Annotated in this window: 16 protein-coding genes; 3 read left to right on the top strand and 13 right to left on the bottom strand. The window is 45.1% G+C overall.

Features of this window, described 5'->3' with window-relative positions; all coding sequences use genetic code 11:
• Positions 1-49: 49 nt before the first annotated feature.
• Positions 50-2,386: a beta-L-arabinofuranosidase domain-containing protein gene (locus MKY97_RS04780; RefSeq protein ID WP_342554362.1), complete on the bottom strand. Its 2,337-nt coding sequence runs from the start codon at positions 2,384-2,386 to the stop codon at positions 50-52.
• A 205-nt stretch (positions 2,387-2,591) separates the two neighbouring features.
• On the opposite strand from MKY97_RS04780, the gene MKY97_RS04775 reads away from it, so the two are divergent.
• The gene (locus MKY97_RS04775; RefSeq protein WP_342554361.1) at positions 2,592-3,359 is read left to right on the top strand and encodes an AraC family transcriptional regulator; all 768 of its coding nucleotides are present in this window, start codon (positions 2,592-2,594) and stop codon (positions 3,357-3,359) included.
• 145 nt (positions 3,360-3,504) lie between these two features.
• Positions 3,505-4,017 (top strand): GNAT family N-acetyltransferase, encoded by a 513-nt coding sequence (locus MKY97_RS04770; RefSeq protein ID WP_342554360.1) that lies wholly within the window; start codon positions 3,505-3,507, stop codon positions 4,015-4,017.
• A 215-nt stretch (positions 4,018-4,232) separates the two neighbouring features.
• Here the strand turns inward: MKY97_RS04770 and MKY97_RS04765 are convergent, their stop codons facing one another.
• Complete coding sequence (locus MKY97_RS04765; RefSeq protein ID WP_342554359.1) at positions 4,233-5,276, bottom strand: 2,3-butanediol dehydrogenase; 1,044 nt, start codon at positions 5,274-5,276, stop codon at positions 4,233-4,235.
• Positions 5,277-5,626: 350 nt separating this feature from the next.
• Between MKY97_RS04765 and MKY97_RS04760 the strand changes: the two genes are divergently transcribed.
• Complete coding sequence (locus MKY97_RS04760; RefSeq protein ID WP_342554358.1) at positions 5,627-6,532, top strand: LysR family transcriptional regulator; 906 nt, start codon at positions 5,627-5,629, stop codon at positions 6,530-6,532.
• Between the two features lie 237 nt (positions 6,533-6,769).
• Here the strand turns inward: MKY97_RS04760 and MKY97_RS04755 are convergent, their stop codons facing one another.
• The 11 genes from MKY97_RS04755 to MKY97_RS04705 form a co-directional block, all read right to left on the bottom strand.
• The gene (locus MKY97_RS04755) at positions 6,770-8,524 is read right to left on the bottom strand and encodes a methyl-accepting chemotaxis protein (protein WP_342554357.1); all 1,755 of its coding nucleotides are present in this window, start codon (positions 8,522-8,524) and stop codon (positions 6,770-6,772) included.
• A 304-nt stretch (positions 8,525-8,828) separates the two neighbouring features.
• Positions 8,829-9,329, bottom strand: a complete 501-nt coding sequence (locus MKY97_RS04750; protein WP_342554356.1) for a hypothetical protein — start codon at positions 9,327-9,329, stop codon at positions 8,829-8,831.
• Positions 9,330-9,344: 15 nt separating this feature from the next.
• Positions 9,345-9,659 carry a hypothetical protein gene (locus tag MKY97_RS04745; protein ID WP_342554355.1) on the bottom strand — a complete coding sequence of 105 codons (315 nt, stop codon included), beginning with the start codon at positions 9,657-9,659 and terminating at the stop codon, positions 9,345-9,347.
• 221 nt (positions 9,660-9,880) lie between these two features.
• Positions 9,881-10,150 (bottom strand): hypothetical protein, encoded by a 270-nt coding sequence (locus MKY97_RS04740; protein ID WP_342554354.1) that lies wholly within the window; start codon positions 10,148-10,150, stop codon positions 9,881-9,883.
• A gap of 15 nt (positions 10,151-10,165) precedes the next feature.
• Positions 10,166-11,338 (bottom strand): hypothetical protein, encoded by a 1,173-nt coding sequence (locus tag MKY97_RS04735; protein WP_342554353.1) that lies wholly within the window; start codon positions 11,336-11,338, stop codon positions 10,166-10,168.
• A gap of 91 nt (positions 11,339-11,429) precedes the next feature.
• A complete protein-coding gene (locus tag MKY97_RS04730) occupies positions 11,430-12,149 on the bottom strand; it encodes a YiiX/YebB-like N1pC/P60 family cysteine hydrolase (RefSeq protein WP_342554352.1) in 720 nt (239 codons plus the stop codon).
• A gap of 356 nt (positions 12,150-12,505) precedes the next feature.
• On the bottom strand, positions 12,506-13,870 hold the full coding sequence (locus MKY97_RS04725; protein WP_342554351.1) for an amino acid permease: 1,365 nt from the start codon (positions 13,868-13,870) through the stop codon (positions 12,506-12,508).
• Between the two features lie 134 nt (positions 13,871-14,004).
• Positions 14,005-14,286: a hypothetical protein gene (locus MKY97_RS04720; protein ID WP_342554350.1), complete on the bottom strand. Its 282-nt coding sequence runs from the start codon at positions 14,284-14,286 to the stop codon at positions 14,005-14,007.
• A 164-nt stretch (positions 14,287-14,450) separates the two neighbouring features.
• The gene (locus MKY97_RS04715; RefSeq protein ID WP_342554349.1) at positions 14,451-14,909 is read right to left on the bottom strand and encodes a GNAT family N-acetyltransferase; all 459 of its coding nucleotides are present in this window, start codon (positions 14,907-14,909) and stop codon (positions 14,451-14,453) included.
• 671 nt (positions 14,910-15,580) lie between these two features.
• Complete coding sequence (locus tag MKY97_RS04710) at positions 15,581-17,044, bottom strand: DUF1963 domain-containing protein (protein ID WP_342554348.1); 1,464 nt, start codon at positions 17,042-17,044, stop codon at positions 15,581-15,583.
• A 19-nt stretch (positions 17,045-17,063) separates the two neighbouring features.
• Positions 17,064-18,245 (bottom strand): alanyl-tRNA editing protein, encoded by a 1,182-nt coding sequence (locus tag MKY97_RS04705; protein ID WP_342554347.1) that lies wholly within the window; start codon positions 18,243-18,245, stop codon positions 17,064-17,066.
• Positions 18,246-18,536 lie beyond the last annotated feature (291 nt).

The following is an 18,536-nucleotide window of genomic DNA, read 5'->3' as shown; positions in this document are numbered from 1 at the left end:
GACCCGAACTTTAGCTAACTAAAACTCCTCAGGCTTATACTACTCCTCTTTACACCTGACTACCGAAGACATCCAGAAACTCCGGCCTGCTGCGTGTCGTGCGAACTTCGGTTACTTTCCCGGCGCATCCGCTGTCTCCACTGGCTTGAAAGGTCACTTTCACACTCTCTTTACCTCTGGTGATTACCTCAGGAATGTCATAGACAGCATAAAATACCTCGCCAATTTTATTCATATGAATGCGCTGCTCTCCGATAACAGTATCTTCCACCAAAATGCTGAACTGCCTTTCATACCGAACTCCTTCTCGCTCAAAATGCAGGTAATCCCCGCCCCAATAGGCTGCGCACAAATAATTCGAGGCACCCGGGTCCACAGCCAAACGATAGCTGAACGCTGCTTCTTTCACACCGTACGCCTCCCGCCACATATAGAGCCTGCTGCGGCCATCTGTACCAGAACCGTTGTACTTCTCTCCACGGCAGCTGCTTTCCAACTGATGCCCGATTTCATCCTGCTGACCATCTGGCTGCACGCTGTCGATTGTGATGTCATTCAGTGCCTTCTCCAACACATCGCCCTCATCATTTAACGACCAATACACCGTATAGAACTCATGGTGCACGTCATAGAACGGGATCAGCTTCACAGCTTCCCCGGTGGACGTGACTTCCTCGCTAAGTTCAAATGTAAGTGTCTCTTTATCAACAACCCTGATCCACTCGTTCACATCCTCTTCCTCCGTGCGAATGACGGGGACAGGAGCTGTCTTCGGATTCAGCGCGGTTTCGTCAATAATGGTATCTTCGGGAAGCCCTTCGCTTCCGAGCGCACCAGCAAGCACAATCGGGCCGTAAAGAAAAGCTGCCTTGTGAGCATCATCACGGGCTGTATATTTACGCAGTGCCATCGGCAGCGTAATCGTAATGACATCGCCCGCTGTCCAAGTGCGGTCGATGGACAGGTAACCGGGTTCCAGCTGTGTATACGACTGGCCCGATTTCCCGTTAACTACTGCTGTCATCGGCTCCTGGAGCCAGGACGGCACACGTAATTTGAGACAAGCCGAAGTGCTGCCTTCGGTGATCGTCAGGGTCCCTTTTTCCGAATAAGGGAAGTCGGTTTCCAGTTTCAATGTCAGCCCCTGCGAAACCCAATCCAGCTCCGAGGCGATGAACAGGTTAACATACAGATCACGTCCATCCTCATAGTAGATCGCCTCGGCATATTTGCCGGGGTTCTCCATGCCTGATCCGGTGCAGCACCACCAAGCGGTATCACGTGTGCCGTAAATTTTGTAATGACCCTGCAGGGTGGAGGCAAAGTACGTTTTATTGCCCGTATCCGGGTCCTGTGTGCCGAGAATATGGTTATAGACAGCGTTCTCATAATAGTCCATATAACCACTGTCCGGATTCCAGGCAAACAGCTGCTTCGTCAGATGCATCATGTTGTGGGTACAGCAGCTCTCTCCGGTTTTGATGCCAAGACTTTCCATACCCTTTGCCTCGTAATGCTCGGATATGCTCGTCGCGCCAAACACATATGAACGATGCTTCACCGTCGTATCCCAGAAAAATTGCGCTGCTGTCCGATACTTCGTCTGTACCGGGTCTTGATTATAGATTTCGGCTGCGCCGATGACTTTGGGAATCTGGGTGTTGGCATGCCTTCCCTGCAGTTCATCCCTCTCCTGCTCCAACGGCTCCAGAATGAGTTCATGTGTGAACTGCCCGGCTGCTTTCAGATATGCTGCGTTTCCTGTAATTCCGTACAGCTGGGCAAACACTTCGTTCATCCCGCCATGCTCACACAGCAGCATCGTCTGAATCTGCTCCTCGGTCATGGAGTTCAGTCCCTCCACTGCCCAATCCGCAAAACGTATAACCACGCCCAGTGCCTGCTCATTGCCCGTCATTTGATAAGCGTCAATCAGACCGCGATAGATTTTATGCACGCTGTACCACGGAACCCAATATTCACCGATGTTGAATCCGCCGATATGTTCTGCACGAAAAGCAATACGGAAAGCCTCCTCAGGCAAACCTCCGATATATCCGCTGCCCGTCGTCTGTTGAATTGCCGCCAGTTCACTCACAGCATAATCAAGCGTTTGCTTTAATGCGGAATTGCCCGTCGCCTGATATGTTACCGCGAGAGCCGACATGTAATGTCCTAGGGAATGTCCGCTAATCGAGCGCGCCTCCCAGCCTGCATAACGTTCCTTGCGAGGTGTTAACCCGTGAGCTTCATAACACGGCGCCAGAAAACGGTCAATTTCCAGAGATACCAAGTAGCGTTCTCCGGTATGCTGCGACGTTTGAAATGGGCCTTCCAGCAAATCAACGTGTGCGGGACCCAGAAATCCTTTTCTTGTATCGATCATGCCGCTCGCTCCTTTGACATATGTAATAACTTCAAATGATTTTTTCGGTAGGACTGGATGCAGCAGAAAAGGATAAAATCCGTGCTGTACTCCGGCCAGAACTTATCTCTACCATCTAGCTTTTCCCTTGAATGTCCTCATATTATCAAATAAACTACAGTTACAGCAGACTCAGAATCCAAGAAAAGGTGGATAAATCCGTTCTATGTCAAAACTAGTGGAGCACTATTTATGCGGAAAATTTATATCAGAGGGTAACTGGAGTCACATGCGGCGCAGCATGCCGGTTCACGAGATGATTTTGATGCTGGAGGGTGAGATGTATATTGCCGAGGATCAGGAACAATACGTTGTTCGTGCCCATGATCTGCTGTTTCTACAGGCCGGGCGGACTCACTATGGTTACCAAATAAGCGATGCACCTGTCAGCTTTTATTGGGTACATTACGGGTCGGCGCAGGGCACATTTTGCAATTTTCCAACGCATGCATCCATTCAGGTTCCTTCCATGGCCAATCAGCTGTTTAAGCAGCTGCTGCATGTGTCCTCCTTCTCGTCCGATGAGGCAGATGCTGCTGCATTACTGCTCTTCAAGGAACTGGAACGCAATCTGCGAACGGACTACCGTCCTCATAATGCTGTCGTGGATCACATCTGTAAATGGGTCGATATCCATCTGCATACCCACATTACAGTGAGCGAGATCGCGGAGAATTTTAATTTTAACAAGGACTATATTTCCAAAATGGTAAAGCGGGAAAAAGGGATCGGGCTCAAAACGTATATCCTCAACGAACGCATGCGCCGTGCCAAACGACTGCTGCTGAATACCAACGCCAGTGTGAAGGAGATTTCAGCCCAATGCGGCTTTAGTGACTACAAGCTGTTTCTGCGCACATTCAAGCAGCACGAGGGAAGCACGCCAACCGAATATCGTAATCATCTATACAGTACTCAGCTTAATCGTTTATGAGAATGGACATGATAGCCTTAGTCAAAGATATAGAAATGTTGAAATCCCTTATAAAATATTCCGATACATTGGCTCCAATTGCCCGTGATATAATGCAAAGAAACATCATATCCCACTTCACGCATAAGAGAAGGAGAATTAAAATATGACCACGGCCGCCATTACGATTCATCCCGCTGACCCAGCTGACTATGCCGAGATTGTTGACATTCTGGTTGCCAGTTACGCTGAGTATCAGACATCGTTCGAACAATCTGATCGCTGGGAAGCCTATCTGAAAGATATCCGGGATTCCTTGGATAATCCGCACTTAACCGAATTATGGATCGCCAAGATTGAAGATCGGATTGTCGGCACTGTTCAGTTGTTCGAAACTGCACATCATGCTTACCCGAACTTTGAGCTGCCAATTGATTATCCATTTATCCGCCTGCTGGGTGTTGATCCTGAATGGAGAGGACACGGCATTGCGCGTGAGCTGCTTCAGCGTTGTGTACAATCTGCGAAAGAGATGGGGAAAAACACAGTATATCTGTACACCGGCGGTCAGATGCTGAATGCCATTCGGCTGTATGAGCGATTCGGGTTTATCGAAGACCCCGAGTTCAGTTCCGTGAATGGCGGAGGCAATGCCATCTGTTATCGGTATGATTTCTGACAAACGGCTGGGATCGGAGCTGCTGTTTGTTATCCACAGGATACAGCTCTTTCGGGCTGGTCCTGGCATCCCAAGATTTGACGTATGAATCAGAATAAGGGCTGTCCCGATGCCATCTTATAGATGACATGATGGGAACAGCCCTTCGACATTTTACGTTTACCGTTTACAGTTATAACTTGTTGGCGTCAGTTGTTAACATCCGAAAACTGATCCTAGCCGCCAATTTCAATCAAAATTTTCGCGTGACTCTTATCGCTCATCAGCAGTTCCAAGCCATCCTGTACAACATCCTGCAGTTTGATTTTTTTCGTAATAACCTGCTTCACATCCAGTGCTCCTTCAGCAATCAGAGCGATCACTTCAGGGAAAATGTGTCGGTAAGCCAAGGTAGCCGTCAGATTGGCCTCTTTCACCAGCATGTCGAAGAAATTCACCTGCAGCGGATTTGGAATTGCCGCGATTACTACGACTTCCCCGCCCTTTTTAATTACTGAAACAGCACTATCCATTGTCGGCTGCACACCAGCTGCTTCATACGCCACATCAATCCCGCCAGATTGCTCCGTAATGACCTGAGTTGCATCCACCTTGCTGCTGTTCACCGGAATTGCGCCAAGTTTAGCCGCCAGTTCCAGACGATCCTCGAATACATCGACAGCATACACCTCAGATGCTCCGGCTGCTTTGGCTGACAGGATTGTTAACAGGCCGATTGGACCTGCTCCGTATACAGCCACCTTGTTCCCCACCTGCAGCTTACTGTGACGTACAGCATGAAAAGCAACCGCAGTCGGTTCAACGAGTGCCCCTTCTTCAAAGGAAACATTGTCTGGTATTGGGTGTACCATGTAAGATTCAACTACTACGTATTCAGCAAAACCACCATCACCGTTTAACCCTACAAAACCAAACTGTGTACACTGATTATATCTGCCTTGGATACAGTACTCGCAGGTTCCGCAGTGGTAAAGCGGTTCTACCACGACTCGATCACCGATGTTGATACCGCTTACACCATTACCTATACCACTAACCGTACCTGCAAATTCATGCCCCAGCGTCAATGGTGCTTTTTGACCTGAAAGCGGGTGATTTTCTCCCTCTTGAATACCTACGCCATGGTGATAAGCGTGCAGGTCACTGCCACAGATCCCGGCGTACTCAACTTTGATCTGAACCTGTCCTGACTGAGCAACCGGCACTTCGCGATCTTCCACACGTACGTCTTTGTGTCCATACCATACTGCTGCCTTCATTCTGTCATCCCCTTTTTAAATTAGTCGAACTAAGATGTTCACACTGAGCACTCCGATGACAAAATAACCTTTCACGGTTACCCTCCAATTTTTTTGGTTCCATTCTGCAAAGGTAAAAATCAGATGATAAATGCGGAGCGTATGCTTCCGATGCCAGCCTGCTCTCAGAAAGCTGGCAGCTTCGATCTTTCAGGTTTTCTGTCCTCTTCGTTACTGTGTAAATAAAAGTTCAACTAATAATGAACTAGTATCCTGCTTGTCTATATATTATATCGCTATTCGTTCATTATTCATATTTATAGATATTTATGTTAACATTACTTTTACTAATGTTGAACGGGGATGAACCCATGAATCTGGAACAGCTCGAATACGTTGTTGAAATCGCAAAAACCCAATCTTTCTCCGCTGCATCAGAGCAGCTTCACGTCACTCAATCTGCTATTAGCCAATCCGTTCACCGTTTGGAAAAAGAGCTGGGCCTGGTTCTATTCGTGCGTTCCAGACAGGGCACCCATCCCACACCGGAAGGCAGACAATTTATCGCCAAAGCGCTGGACATCCTGCAGCGAATCGATGAATTGAAAGCTTTGAATGAAGCCGCCTCTACGCTGACAGGTGATCTGCATGTTGCTACTTTTCCAAGTGTCATGCATTATCTGGTGCAGTCAGCTGCCGACATGAAGCGGGACCATCCGCAGCTGAGACTGTCCATTGAAGAGAAAGGTTCCATGGAAGTCATTGAAGACATTCGTATGAACAAGACACATCTGGGCTTTATCGCCATTTACGCGAAACAACTGCGCGAATTGGATGGACTGCATTTTACACCAATGTATTCAAGCAAGCTTGTTGTATGCACCCATCAGCTGTCCGAACTGGCCAAACACACACGTGTCACCCCTGAGCAGCTAAAAGAACATAAACTCGCGTTATATCGGGACGGTTTTATTGAGGATTTCCTGCAAGAGTTCACCTATGAATATGGGCATCTGTCCATCTTATTCAAGACCAATAATTCGGAAGCCATCAGCACGGTGTTGAAAAATAACATCGCCGCAACCATCGGGCATGACTTCTCCTTTCACCAGCACCCGCTTTGGAAAGAAGGATTGATTAAGATGGTCGAGATTACCGAGATCCAGCAGCCCAAAATGCAGATCGGCTTCGTGCAGACAGAATCCAGAGAGGCTGCGGCTGCGGCAGAACAATTTGCCCGACGCTTCAAACAAGCGATTGAACTGGGCCATCTGTGATCTGTTATCCCGTGATCTGATATCTTCGCCGCAAGGTGCTATCTGCTCTCATCAAAAAGTGCTCCTCCACTTGGGCGGAGCACTTTTGCTTATTAACTCTGATGTTATATCTTTTTGTCTTTATATATCTACCGTTGATCTCGTTACATTTCCTGTATCATGTTTCTTTTCAAATCTTTCTATCTGCTTGTCTTCTATTCGTAGTCATTAAGGGGTTTACTTTTCCTATAACTAAATTTATACCTTCACTTTTTCTACGGCTTCGCTCATCTCATTCGTCTGCTGTTCCAGCATCGTAGATGTTTCCGCGACCTTACGGAACATCACGGATTGATCCTGCATCAGACGGTAAATCTCATCCGAATGATCGGACACGCCTGCAGAAATCTGTGAAATGGTGTTGACGGAAGCTGCCGCTTCTTCCGAGCCCGCTGTAATTTCCTCAGCCGCAGCAGAAACCTCTTGAATACGCTGGGTTACCAGTTGAAATGCATCTACAACCTGTGAGAACGTCAGCTCTGCCTCGGCTGTATATATTACGCCTTGACCGATCTCCTGAGCGGTATCAACCATACGGGTACCAATCTGCTGTGATTCCTGTTCAATGCGAAGCAGCAGATCCGAGATTCGTTCCATCGATGAACTGGAAGCTTCGGCAAGTTTTCTCACTTCTTCCGCAACCACGGCAAATCCTCTGCCATGCTCACCCGCATGGGCCGCCTCGATCGAAGCATTAAGTGCCAGCAGTTTGGTCTGACTTGCAAAGTCACGCACCGTATGCAGTGCACCGCTGATTTCAGCAGAATAGTTGTTCAGCACCTGCACCATCGTGGTAACCTCCCCAGATACCTCAGAGATGTTTTCCATTTGTTTCTTCATCACGGTCATGCGCTGCTGCCCCGATTCCGCCGCAGTAAGAGCTGCTGCTGCCGCATCTGACACTACATTGGAGGATTCAGATATATCATTGATGCCTTTTGCAATCTCTTCCATCGCATGGGCGCTGTCACTGGCACTTTGCTTCTGGGTATGCGCACCTTGTCTAATCTCCTCCACAGCACGATCCACAGTTCGGCTCATAGCAAGCATCTCATCCGTGCTTCGATTAAACGCCTTGGTGGATTCGGATAACAATTCGGTTGTTGAGGCCACTCCACCAACCATATCACTTACGATTTTATTCAGGTTACCAGACATATGTATCATCGCTTCATATGTTGTTCCAATCTCATCTTTACTCCGCAAACGGTATGCTGTCAAAGTACGATTAGCTTCGGCAAGCTCGCCTTGTGCCATCTTTTCTACACTTGATTTAAGTGGATGAAGCGGACGCAATCCTCTAACGATAAACCACATCACTACAGCTATACCGACAAGTGCTGCGATAAGCAGGATCACATACAGCGGAAGACTTGATTTCAATATATCAGTCTCAATACCTCCGATGACAGCTATCCCTGTATCAATTCCAATCACACCTGCCAGACCACCGCTGCTGTCCAGAATCGGTGCATAGGACGAAATATAGTCGCCATACTCCGGATTATTAATGATCGGCGAACTTGCTGTTTCCCCCTGCAGCAGCTTCTGAACCGCATTGGCTGGAATGTCGGTCACTTCGTTGATCGCTGAAGCTTTATCCGCATCCTTCATCCCGTCCACCATTATAAGCGGGCTTCCTTTTTCGTCAATTTTGACGAAATATACATACATGGCACCAATACGCACACGAAAATCATCCAGTTCATCCCGAATGCGGAGATACTCCTCATTCTCCTTGGGATCCTTGGCAAATCCCAGATAGGATGCTGTATCCAGCTGCTTTACATAACTTTCGGCAATCTGGATATTGTAACTCGCGATAGCCCGCTGTGCAGCAAGCTTCACATTAGCGATCTGCGTCAGCATGCTTCCCACCGCTATAATCGTAATGACCAGTGTTACCACAGCCGCAATTCGCATCACCAGGCGTTTTCTGAAAAAACCGATCATTCGCTCCCTCTTCCTCCCCACAAACCCAAGCCTTTTTGACTAGGTCATACCCAAAAAACATGCGCTTGAAGCACTAAGTTATGGGAAAATAGTATACGAATATGTCGAATTAGGCAAGAAAATATTGGATTTACATAAAAACGCTATCATTGTAGTGTTAGTTTTGGTATTGGTGGCTTTATAAGGCTTATGAAACGAAGTGTTTCAGAGAGTTTTAGGCAAAGAAAACCTCCAACATGGTAGTTGGAGGTTTTCTTTAAGATTCTATTATCTTTATCGGATTACTTTGGGGTCGTTTCTGTAATCAAACAGTAAACTCCCCTAACTGATCTATTTCAAGGGAGTTCATGTTCACAAAATTTTCATACCAGTCTTCTAAAGGGATATGTGATCCATTCACAATATCCAAAGCATTTATTCTAAGAACAAACATCCCCTTCCTTTCAAGAATTTTAATCAAAGGTTCATATACATTCAAATGCCTATATGTTTCTGGGCGTTCTTCAGCATACTTAGCAAGATGTAAATAATATTGAATAATATTCTTCACATATATATTTTCTCCTAAAAACTCAACAACTTCTGAATTGAAATAATCCGATACCTCCACTTCTTCAGTATCACCTAGTAATTTTGCTATGTCAGCAACTAAAGGTTTTATCGGTCTGATCCCCTCTTCTTTGAAAAAACAGGCCAATCTTCGCAGGAATTCACACGCCAAGTCAGCCTCCACTTTAGAAGCAATACTGCCCACCAAGCTCCAATCAATATTATTTATCCTCGCAACTGCTTGTTTAAGATACATGCTCTCACCTCATATTTAATAATCAATCCCATCATCCATATGTTTAATATAATCTGAACCAGAATCATAGCCTGGGAAGGATGCTGTTGGATTGGGATCTGTTATATTTGCCTTATCGTGTGCATTTTTCAAAGGATCCGGATCAAATCTTTTTGTGTCATTATTCCATGTAGACGGATCTCTTAAGGGCATACCGCCATCCATATATTGCTTTTCTTTAAGCTCATGATTGGCTAGTTTTTTGAACCATTCTATTTCCTTTTCAGTTAGTGCGGTCTTTTGAGCCTTCTGCCATGCGTGTGCAATATCAGCGTCTGCCTGAAAGTACAACTCCTATCATCCCGATAACCGGCTTTCCATCTTCCGAAATCGAATCAAAGACCAGATCGTCAGCAGTGCAAGTACGCCGAGGCAGAAGCTGATGCTGAATCGATTCCCTTCTCAAACACAAACATCAGAGCAATGGCACCTTAAGCAGCTAACACCGATTTATTTATGTACAGACTTAAAACAGCCATATCTCAGGCTGTCTTCTTTGTAGTATTTATATTTTATTTTTTTAGAAAACCTAGAAACTTGTAAACAATTAATGTAATGATACTGTAACCTATTCCATATATTATCCATGCTCCAATATTGGCTTTGAATGTAGCTGCATTGACAGCTATAAATAACAAGGGTAACAAAAAAGAAATACACATGCCTAGGACAAGGTTTAATTTACCAAAATGCGCCATCGTCCCTATAAGAATCACAATAATAGGACAGATTATAAAAACAGGTATCATTGGATTAAGCCCACTATAAAACCAATAAATCACGTGCACACCTCCTATTCAATTCAAACTAAAAAATTTTATTATTTCTTTGTCGGACCGATAATTCAATGTTATTTTGACTTCTTCATCTCCTGTTTCCAGATTGTACGCCCTTATTTCTCTGTTCCTTTTGGATGGAACTTCCTTAACAAAATCATACAATATATATATTTTGTTTCCAATGATTTTTATGCCTGATATATTGCCTCTGTCTGATTCCCTCTTTTTCACAAAATTTTTATCTTGATCTAAATGAACTGTTTTGCTCTTGTCACTTAATCCATTATATTCAATAAAACTAGAGTCACTTGAGATTATATATAGCTTATCTTCATGCACTTGTGTGTCATAAACCTCAAAATCTTGGTTTGAAATGGATAATTCCTGCTCAAGTTTTCCACTATCAGGATTAATAATCTGCATAATAGGTCGATGTTGAGTATCTTTTGTGTTTCCGTCCAAGATAAGTATTAATTTATTTTGATATACTTGTAGGGGAGATCCATTGTTTAGCCCAGTCGGAAAGTAGCCTTCGAACTGCTTAAGGTGGTTGTCTATAGGTATTGTTTTAATTGCTTTATTTTCCAATAAATCTATTACATATATTCCTAGTTTATTATTATTCCCATTAAAAGATAAAACATATGCCTTGTTATTTTGTTCAACAACCGATTGAATATATCCTGACAATTCTATGTTCCTACTTTTAGAACCATCAAAATATACCAGCTCACTCATATATTCATTGGGTGAATACTCGGGATTAATTCCAACATTCATGGAATAAAACATATACTTCTCGCTACTACGTGAAAAAGCTGATCCTATATTTCGATCCTTTTCATATTTTTCAGGCCCAAAAAGCAGGTTAACTTCTCCATCCTCATTCAAAATATAATGACGATTTTTACGTTCTGACATTAAATAATAATTATCCTTGAATTCTGAAAAGTAATATATGGCTTGACCCTCTTTGAATCTTTGTTCGTTTAGTATATTTCCACGATTATCATACTTCACCACTTCGAATCCTTCGTCCATCGCATTGGAGTATACAACTGCAAATTCGATGCCCGTATTAGTATTTGTCGATGTTATTTTTTGAAAGGGTGTGTACAACAGTATGGAAATAGCTATCGCAAACAGACTAATGATTGTAGTTAGAATTAATTTTTTGTTTTTTATGTTCACTTCTCCATCGTTCCCTCCCTTTATAAAAGAAAATCAGGAGTGAAGAAAAAGCCCCTTCTTCCTCACTCTGATTTCCCGAAATATCAATTATTTAGTTGCTGTAGTAGATCAATGTATTGCCTGATTTAGCTATTTCCATAGGAGTTACAATAGGATCAATCGTTATATAATCCACATCTATCCCTTGTGTTTTCCATGCTTTCCATACCAATTGAGAACAATAAAATTTATCCTCAGTCCACGGGTTAACAAAGTTCCAGTTATACGGCTTTCCAATTTGTTGTGCAGCGTAATTTGCTGCTTTATTATACTGACTTGCAGTTGCTCCTTTAACGTTCATTGCATACACATTGGAACGATTCCCCCAATCGTTTACATGATACTGCACTCCATCATCAGGGAAAGATTCAACGGTTCGAGTATTAGCTATTGCAACAATAGCAGCATGTCCTGGATAACCAAAATCTATGCCCCAAGAACTAGCGTTATACGCGACTAAAATGTCACCGTATGTACCTAATACAGAGGATGCCAAAGATTTTTCCTTATTTGGAATGTTCGAGAGTAACTTCTGATCATTCAGAGCTTTCCTCTCTAAACCACCCTCACTTAAAAATTTGAGATCTTCAGCATTTTTCCGTTGTAATGTCTGAATGTCCTTATCCGTCATTCCTGCTTCCTTCATTTTCTGATAGACATTCATATCAGTTTTAATAGAAACTTCTTGACTTGCGCTCACATGGCTTGAAGGAAAAATAAGAACACTCAGTGCCAGACTCATAGAAAGAGCTAAACTAACGATCTTTTTCATTTTTAATTCCTCCCAAATTGTAATTAAAAAAAGAAAAAACGACCTTGATTACATCTTTTAAATGAATTGAAAATAATAACTTTAAACACTAATCACCTCATTAATGGATATATTTGGTCTTTAAATCCTATATTATCCTTTTTTTCTTCATAGGGTCAAGCATTTTATACAAACGAATATCGGACAACTGTTGTTTCAAGATATTATTTATGTAATAAGGCCATACCTATATCCTACTCACATCCTTGTTAATAAAAAAATCCCGGCGCAAGCACCGAGATCTTTATCCAAAATATATGATCGTTATATCTGTTTTTGTAATAGGCTCTGTTTTACACTGGATTTATCCAGGTTTCCTATCGTCCCGACAACCGGCTTTCCATCTTCCGAAATCGAATCAAAGACCAGATCGTCAGCAGTGCAAGTACGCCGAGACAAATGCTTATGCTGAATCGATTCCCTTCATCAAACACAAACATCAGAGCAATGATGCTGAGTATCATAACAACCGTTCCGGTAATGTAAGGGAACCCCCATACCTTGAAGGTAGGCTGAACCGGATATTTTTTACGCAATTTGAGCTGTGACGCAGCGATGCAGATCCAGACCAGAATAACGACAAAGCCAGGAACAGCAAGCAGCACTCTAAACAGCTGATCTTGTGCAAACAGTCCTAGCATAGAACCAGCCAGCAGAACAACTGTACACACCAGCAAGGTGTTAATCGGACTGCCATTGCGATTGGTCTTGGCAAGTGCTTTTGGAGCTTCCCCGCCGACAGCCATGGAATGCATCATGCGGGATGCTCCGTAGATACCCGAGTTCGCTGCAGACAGCACCGCCGTCACCAGAATAAAGTTCATAATATGTGCAGCCCCCGGCAGGCCAGTTGACGCCAACACCTGTACAAACGGACTGCTTTCCGGTCCAATCTCGTTCCACGGAATCAGACCACAGATAATCAGAATGGGCAGCGTGAAGAACAAGATGATTCTGAGCATAAAATTGCCCACGATCTTAGGCATCACTTTCTCCGCATTTTCCGTCTCTGTCAGCGTCAAACCAATCAGCTCTGACCCACCATACGAGAACATGACTACGAGCAGTGCTGAGAAAATCGACGTCCAGCCATTCGGGAAAAACCCGCCAGCTTGTGTATAGTTCTGCAGATAAGGTGTGTTATCGCTTGGAATGAGGCCAAAGATCAGCCCCGCCCCAAGAACGATAAAAATAATGATCATTGCAATTTTGATCCCGGCCAGCCAGAACTCAAATTCCCCGAACACACCAACGCTGAGCAGATTCACCAATATTATAAATGCCGCGCACGCCAGACTGAGCATCCACAGCGGTACATCTGCAAACCAATACTGCAGGAAGCTGCCTGCAGCAATCACCTCAATGACACACACCGATAACCACAGGAAGCAGTACATCCATCCCATAATAAATGAAACTCGGCTGCCAAATGCCTCTTGTACAAAATCTTTCATGTTTCTATTCTTGTATACCGTAGCCATCTCTGCCATCGCAGCCATGACCACAAGTAACAGCAGCCCCGCGAAAATGTACGTCACAATAACACCCGGGCCTGCCAGACCGATCGTGCCCGCACTGCCTTTAAAAATACCTGTCCCAATGACACCACCCATCGCCATAAAAGTGATGTGTCTGGGTTTTAATTTTTTCTGTAATGATTCTTCCGTCTGAGTCTGAGCCAATTGAAATCCTCCTGAGGTACAAAACGTCTGTAATCCTGTCTATTTTTGAACAATATAATGTCCAGTATACCCTATCAAAGGCGAATCAGCCCACCTATTCTGTGCGGCCAATTCATCCCAAACATAGGATATGCCTATGATTTATACCCTTTAAACGTACAAAGTAATCGGTAAGCCGCCCAAGTGATCAGACCATACATGATCCCATACATCAGCCACGCACCCAGATTAGCGGTAAACGTCATCCAGTCAGTGGTTATATACAGCAAAGGTAACAGAAAGGATACGCCCAAAGCGATTGTCCGGCTGCACCATGCTGCGGTATACCAGCAGACTCCTATCAGTACGGCAATTAAGGGGCACAGCACAAAAACAATGAATAATGGGTTCATTTCCTCAAACCACCAGTAGACCATCACCTTCACCCTCCATTTCATTGATGCGTCACAGCGTTCAAAGCCCAAATTTTAGTTTACCACTTTTTGCGCGGCATGGACTGTATCAAATGTTTCATTTTAAACGGAATAAAACCAGTCTCCATGTTATAGAGACTGGTTTCTTTACAGATTCATCCATGATTTCATCCAATTACTTTGGTCATAAATGCACTGTTCGGATCTAAAATATAATCAGCAAACGGCTCGCAATATTCGAACCCAAAATCCTCATAAAGTTTCCGTGCCGGGATAAATGAATCCATGGAGCCCGTCTCCAGACTGATTCGTTGATATCCGCGAGCGACCGCTTCGTCGATAATATGAGCCAGAATTCCACGGGCTACTCCTTTGCGCAAGTGAGCCGAAGCCGTACGCATTGACTTCAGTTCAGCATGTTCTGCGTTTAGTTCCTTGATCGCTCCGCAGCCGAGCAGTTCCTCTCCGTCCCATGCACACCAGAATGTAATCTCTGGCTTTTTCAGTCCATCCAGATTCAAAGCATGTATACTCTCGGGCGGCGAATCCGCCGCCATACCCAATAAATGTTCGGCGATTAACGCCTTTACCTGGTTACCACTCAGATCATCCACTCTAATTTCCATCGTTCCCACTCCTGCCGACATTTTGTAAATGACACATCACTACGAATTGAATCAATGATTTCATCTTACAACGATGTCAGGTTTTATGACAACAATAGTTTGGTTTAGTGAAAGGAGTTGGCATAGTCCAATACAGAAGGGTTTATTTTATCCTACCAAGGTTTAATTTCGCTGTTGAAGTTATCTGCCTAAGCTTTACATGCACGCTTACGATTACCGTCATCAAACGTCCGCTCTCTCTGCTGCTATCCGCAAAGAACAAGCCTTTAGAAGTATTCAACACCATGTTATATGAAAGTTCTCGTGCTCTACTTTAACTCACAGTGTATCTTGGCAACCAACTGGATATGCATCGGCTTGGTATTCGCGCTCGCCCCCGCTTCACTTCACTTTACTCCACTGCAGATTTCTACGACTATCAATGAAAACTATCACCACCGCTAACGATCCGTAGGGAGCTTATTTGGGCAAAATACGGCCTAAAAAAACCTAACGATCCTCAGCGACGCTATTTCATCGAAATCAGGTGTTTTCAAGCGAAAAGAACCCTTTGACAACGAAATAACGTCTCTACGGATCGTTAGAATTCTAAAACAGTCTGAATCGCTCAAATAAGGATTCCTGTGATCGTTAGAGTGGAAAACGGCCAGAAACAGCTTACGCCTTAAACCTCAAGACTGCTGATACGATACTGCCGTCATCTGGCATGGCTCACAAGCAAACATGTAATATACACCTTCACCATGCTCCTGAATTAATTCGCCATCCAGCTGACCGAGCGCCTTCATCGTAGTAGAGCAGGCAGGACATTCTGGATAGTCTGCATCCTGCACCCATCCGGGGTGCCCGCCAACCTGAGACAGCGAAGGTTCCATGGCCCATTCACTGCCATGAAAAGGTCGGCGTGGTTCAGGCGCAATGCAGAATGAACGGCGCTGTACCTGCTTCTGCTTCTGCTTTTGCTCCTGCACCGACTCCTGTTCCTTTCCCTGCTGCCATCCCTGTTCCTGCTCTCCTTCTTCTATCCCGATCTGTGCCAGTGACTCTCCTTCTTCTGCTCCTGCGTAATCCAATGTACGAGACACTAATCCCGAAATATCCAACTTCATCTCTTCTATATCTAACTCATCGAATCCATCAGGCTTCACATTATGCTTGCTCCAGACTGGATTGCCTGTGGAATCCATCTCCATGTAGACCACGCCATAACAGCTGCATATCAGACAGGTCTGCACATCAAGTTGTGGAGAATTCCAGTGGACAGACTGAAGCGATGGATGCTTCACATGTAAATTCATTAAGCTGACGATTGGATTGCTGCACCACGGGCAATGATAGAAACTTGGTGCGAGCAAAGAAACTAGATCACCAGCAAGGCTGTCGCTCTCACTTCTCGCTGCATTACTCTCCCCTGCTTCATACAATGAATAACTCGGGGTCATAAATAACTCTCTTCGCTGCCCTTCTTCGGTTAACTCCCAACCCGCCTGCAGGGCGTAACCATCAGGTGCGGCATACAGCTTGTCAGCCCACTCTGGTGGAGACTGCTTCCACTGCCAGAACTGCTGCACAACAACATCGTCGCCAATGAAGGCCAGCATGATCAAGATAAGGTTGCGATTTCCCTCATCGGTGTTCACCTGCTGCAGCAGATGATCTCGCGTCTCACCAGAGGCGCTTTTGAACAAAACAGCCGGATAAACGATCTCCCGATTCAGAAGCTCCGGAATCTCCGCAGTCAGGGGCAGATCATGGTAACACACGAGATATACCAAAATATCTTTGCCGGTATCCTCATCATCTGATCGGATCAGCTCCATCGCATATTGTTTCATCTCCTGCTGCTGCCCTGCTGAAAGAGATAGATATACCTGTTCCATGGAATATTTATACGGTACATATCGAACAAGTTCATCATATGTGCGAGATTCATGCATGATTTTCAAAATCTGCACCTCATCCGTAATCCCTTCATACAGATTCACATCCCGCCGATTTGCCTCAATGTACCGCTGGTGGGCTTCACGCTCCATTTCCTGCTTGCAGGGCATGCAGTACCCGCCCGTTTTGGCAGCGGTCGCTGGTAAAATCTTATGGTCGCACCCTTCGCTTATACATGGGATACGTTCTGACATGCTTCAGCCTCCTCCAAATTTAGGAATGGTGTCCAAGCTGTTCCTTCGTGAATTCATAAAATGCCAGCGCATCCTCACTGCTCGCGAAACCCGCCTGAGCTAATTTCTCACTGCCGCCTCCCTTACCCTGGTAAGCCCCCAGATTGCCTTTGAAAAACGGCCCGCATGCCCATTCCGGCGGCTGTCCGTTCTGTGCCAGCACAACCTTCGCTTCCGAGATGCTGGCAAACAGTACCAAACCTTCATGCTCTGCGGTAAGTTTGGTGGCAAGACTTTGCATATCCTTGAGAGATTTATCCTCGAAAATCTGGGCAATGACCAGCCCTTCCCTTGCCGCAAGCAGTTCCTGTGCATAGTAAGAATCGTTGGTCGATTTTACTGCATTCAGCTCGCTTTGCAGCAGCTTTTGCTCCTGCTCCATTTTCTCAATGCGCTCCAGCAGCTCGTCCCGACTTGTCTTTAATTTTGCCGTAATCCCGTTCAGTACTTGTTGTGCAGCTGTAAATTCGTTCAAAGCTCTCATTCCGCATTTGAAATATATTCGAGTACCGCCCTTCACCTTCTCCGTTCTCAGCAGCTTAATGATGCCAATCTCGCCTGTTGCCGCCACATGCGTGCCGCCACAAGCATTGTACTCGACACCCTCGATCTCCACGATGCGAATGTCCTCCGTCACCGTCGGCTGCTTCACCAAAGGCAAACGTGCGGCTTCTTCGGCGGTAACCCATGAAGCGCGAACCGGAGCATTGCGAACAATCTGCCGATTCACCTCCTGCTCAATCGCAGCCAGCTGTTCCGCGCTGAGAGTCTCTGCAGCCACATCAATCGTTGCGTAGTCTGTGCCCAAGTGAAAGCTGAGCGTCATGGCATCCGTCAGCTTCAATGTAATTGCCGATAACAAATGCTGGCCCGTATGCTGCTGCATGTGGTCGAATCTTCGCTCCCAATCCAGTTCACAGTCCACTTCATCCTGCTCCGGTGAACGCTCCAGCTTATGCCATATTTCTCCGTCCTCCAGGTTCACATCCAGAACAGCAATGCCGCCAATCTGTCCCAGATCACACGGCTGTCCGCCTCCATGAGGATAAAATGCCGTCTCGACCAGCGTAACGTATACGCCATCTTCTTTCGTCACTCGATTTGTAATATGTGTATGCCACTGGCGTGTATACGCAGCGTCATAGTAAATTTTTTGAGTCATTAGATGTTTCGTTCCCTTCTCGTTCAAGTAAGTTACTTCTACTCTCAGATTACACTATTTCCCACAGCTAACGCCAATTTCGGTTAACTCTAATCACGTGTAGTCTCACAAAAAAGACCGCTCTGTAGGCCAAGCCCACAGAGCGGTCTATATTTTATCCAACGTTTAATTTGAAAACGTTGGATATGAACGTTCTCATAGATTACACCGAAACGGAGATGGAAGACTAATGCTGGAGAAGCGGAGCGTCCGCCTTTATCACCCGATTTTCCCCATAGGAAAAGTTCAATA

The sequence above is a fragment of the Paenibacillus sp. FSL R7-0652 genome, assembly GCF_038595045.1.
GTDB lineage: Bacteria > Bacillota > Bacilli > Paenibacillales > Paenibacillaceae > Paenibacillus.
This window is presented reverse-complemented; position numbering and strand designations above follow the sequence as displayed.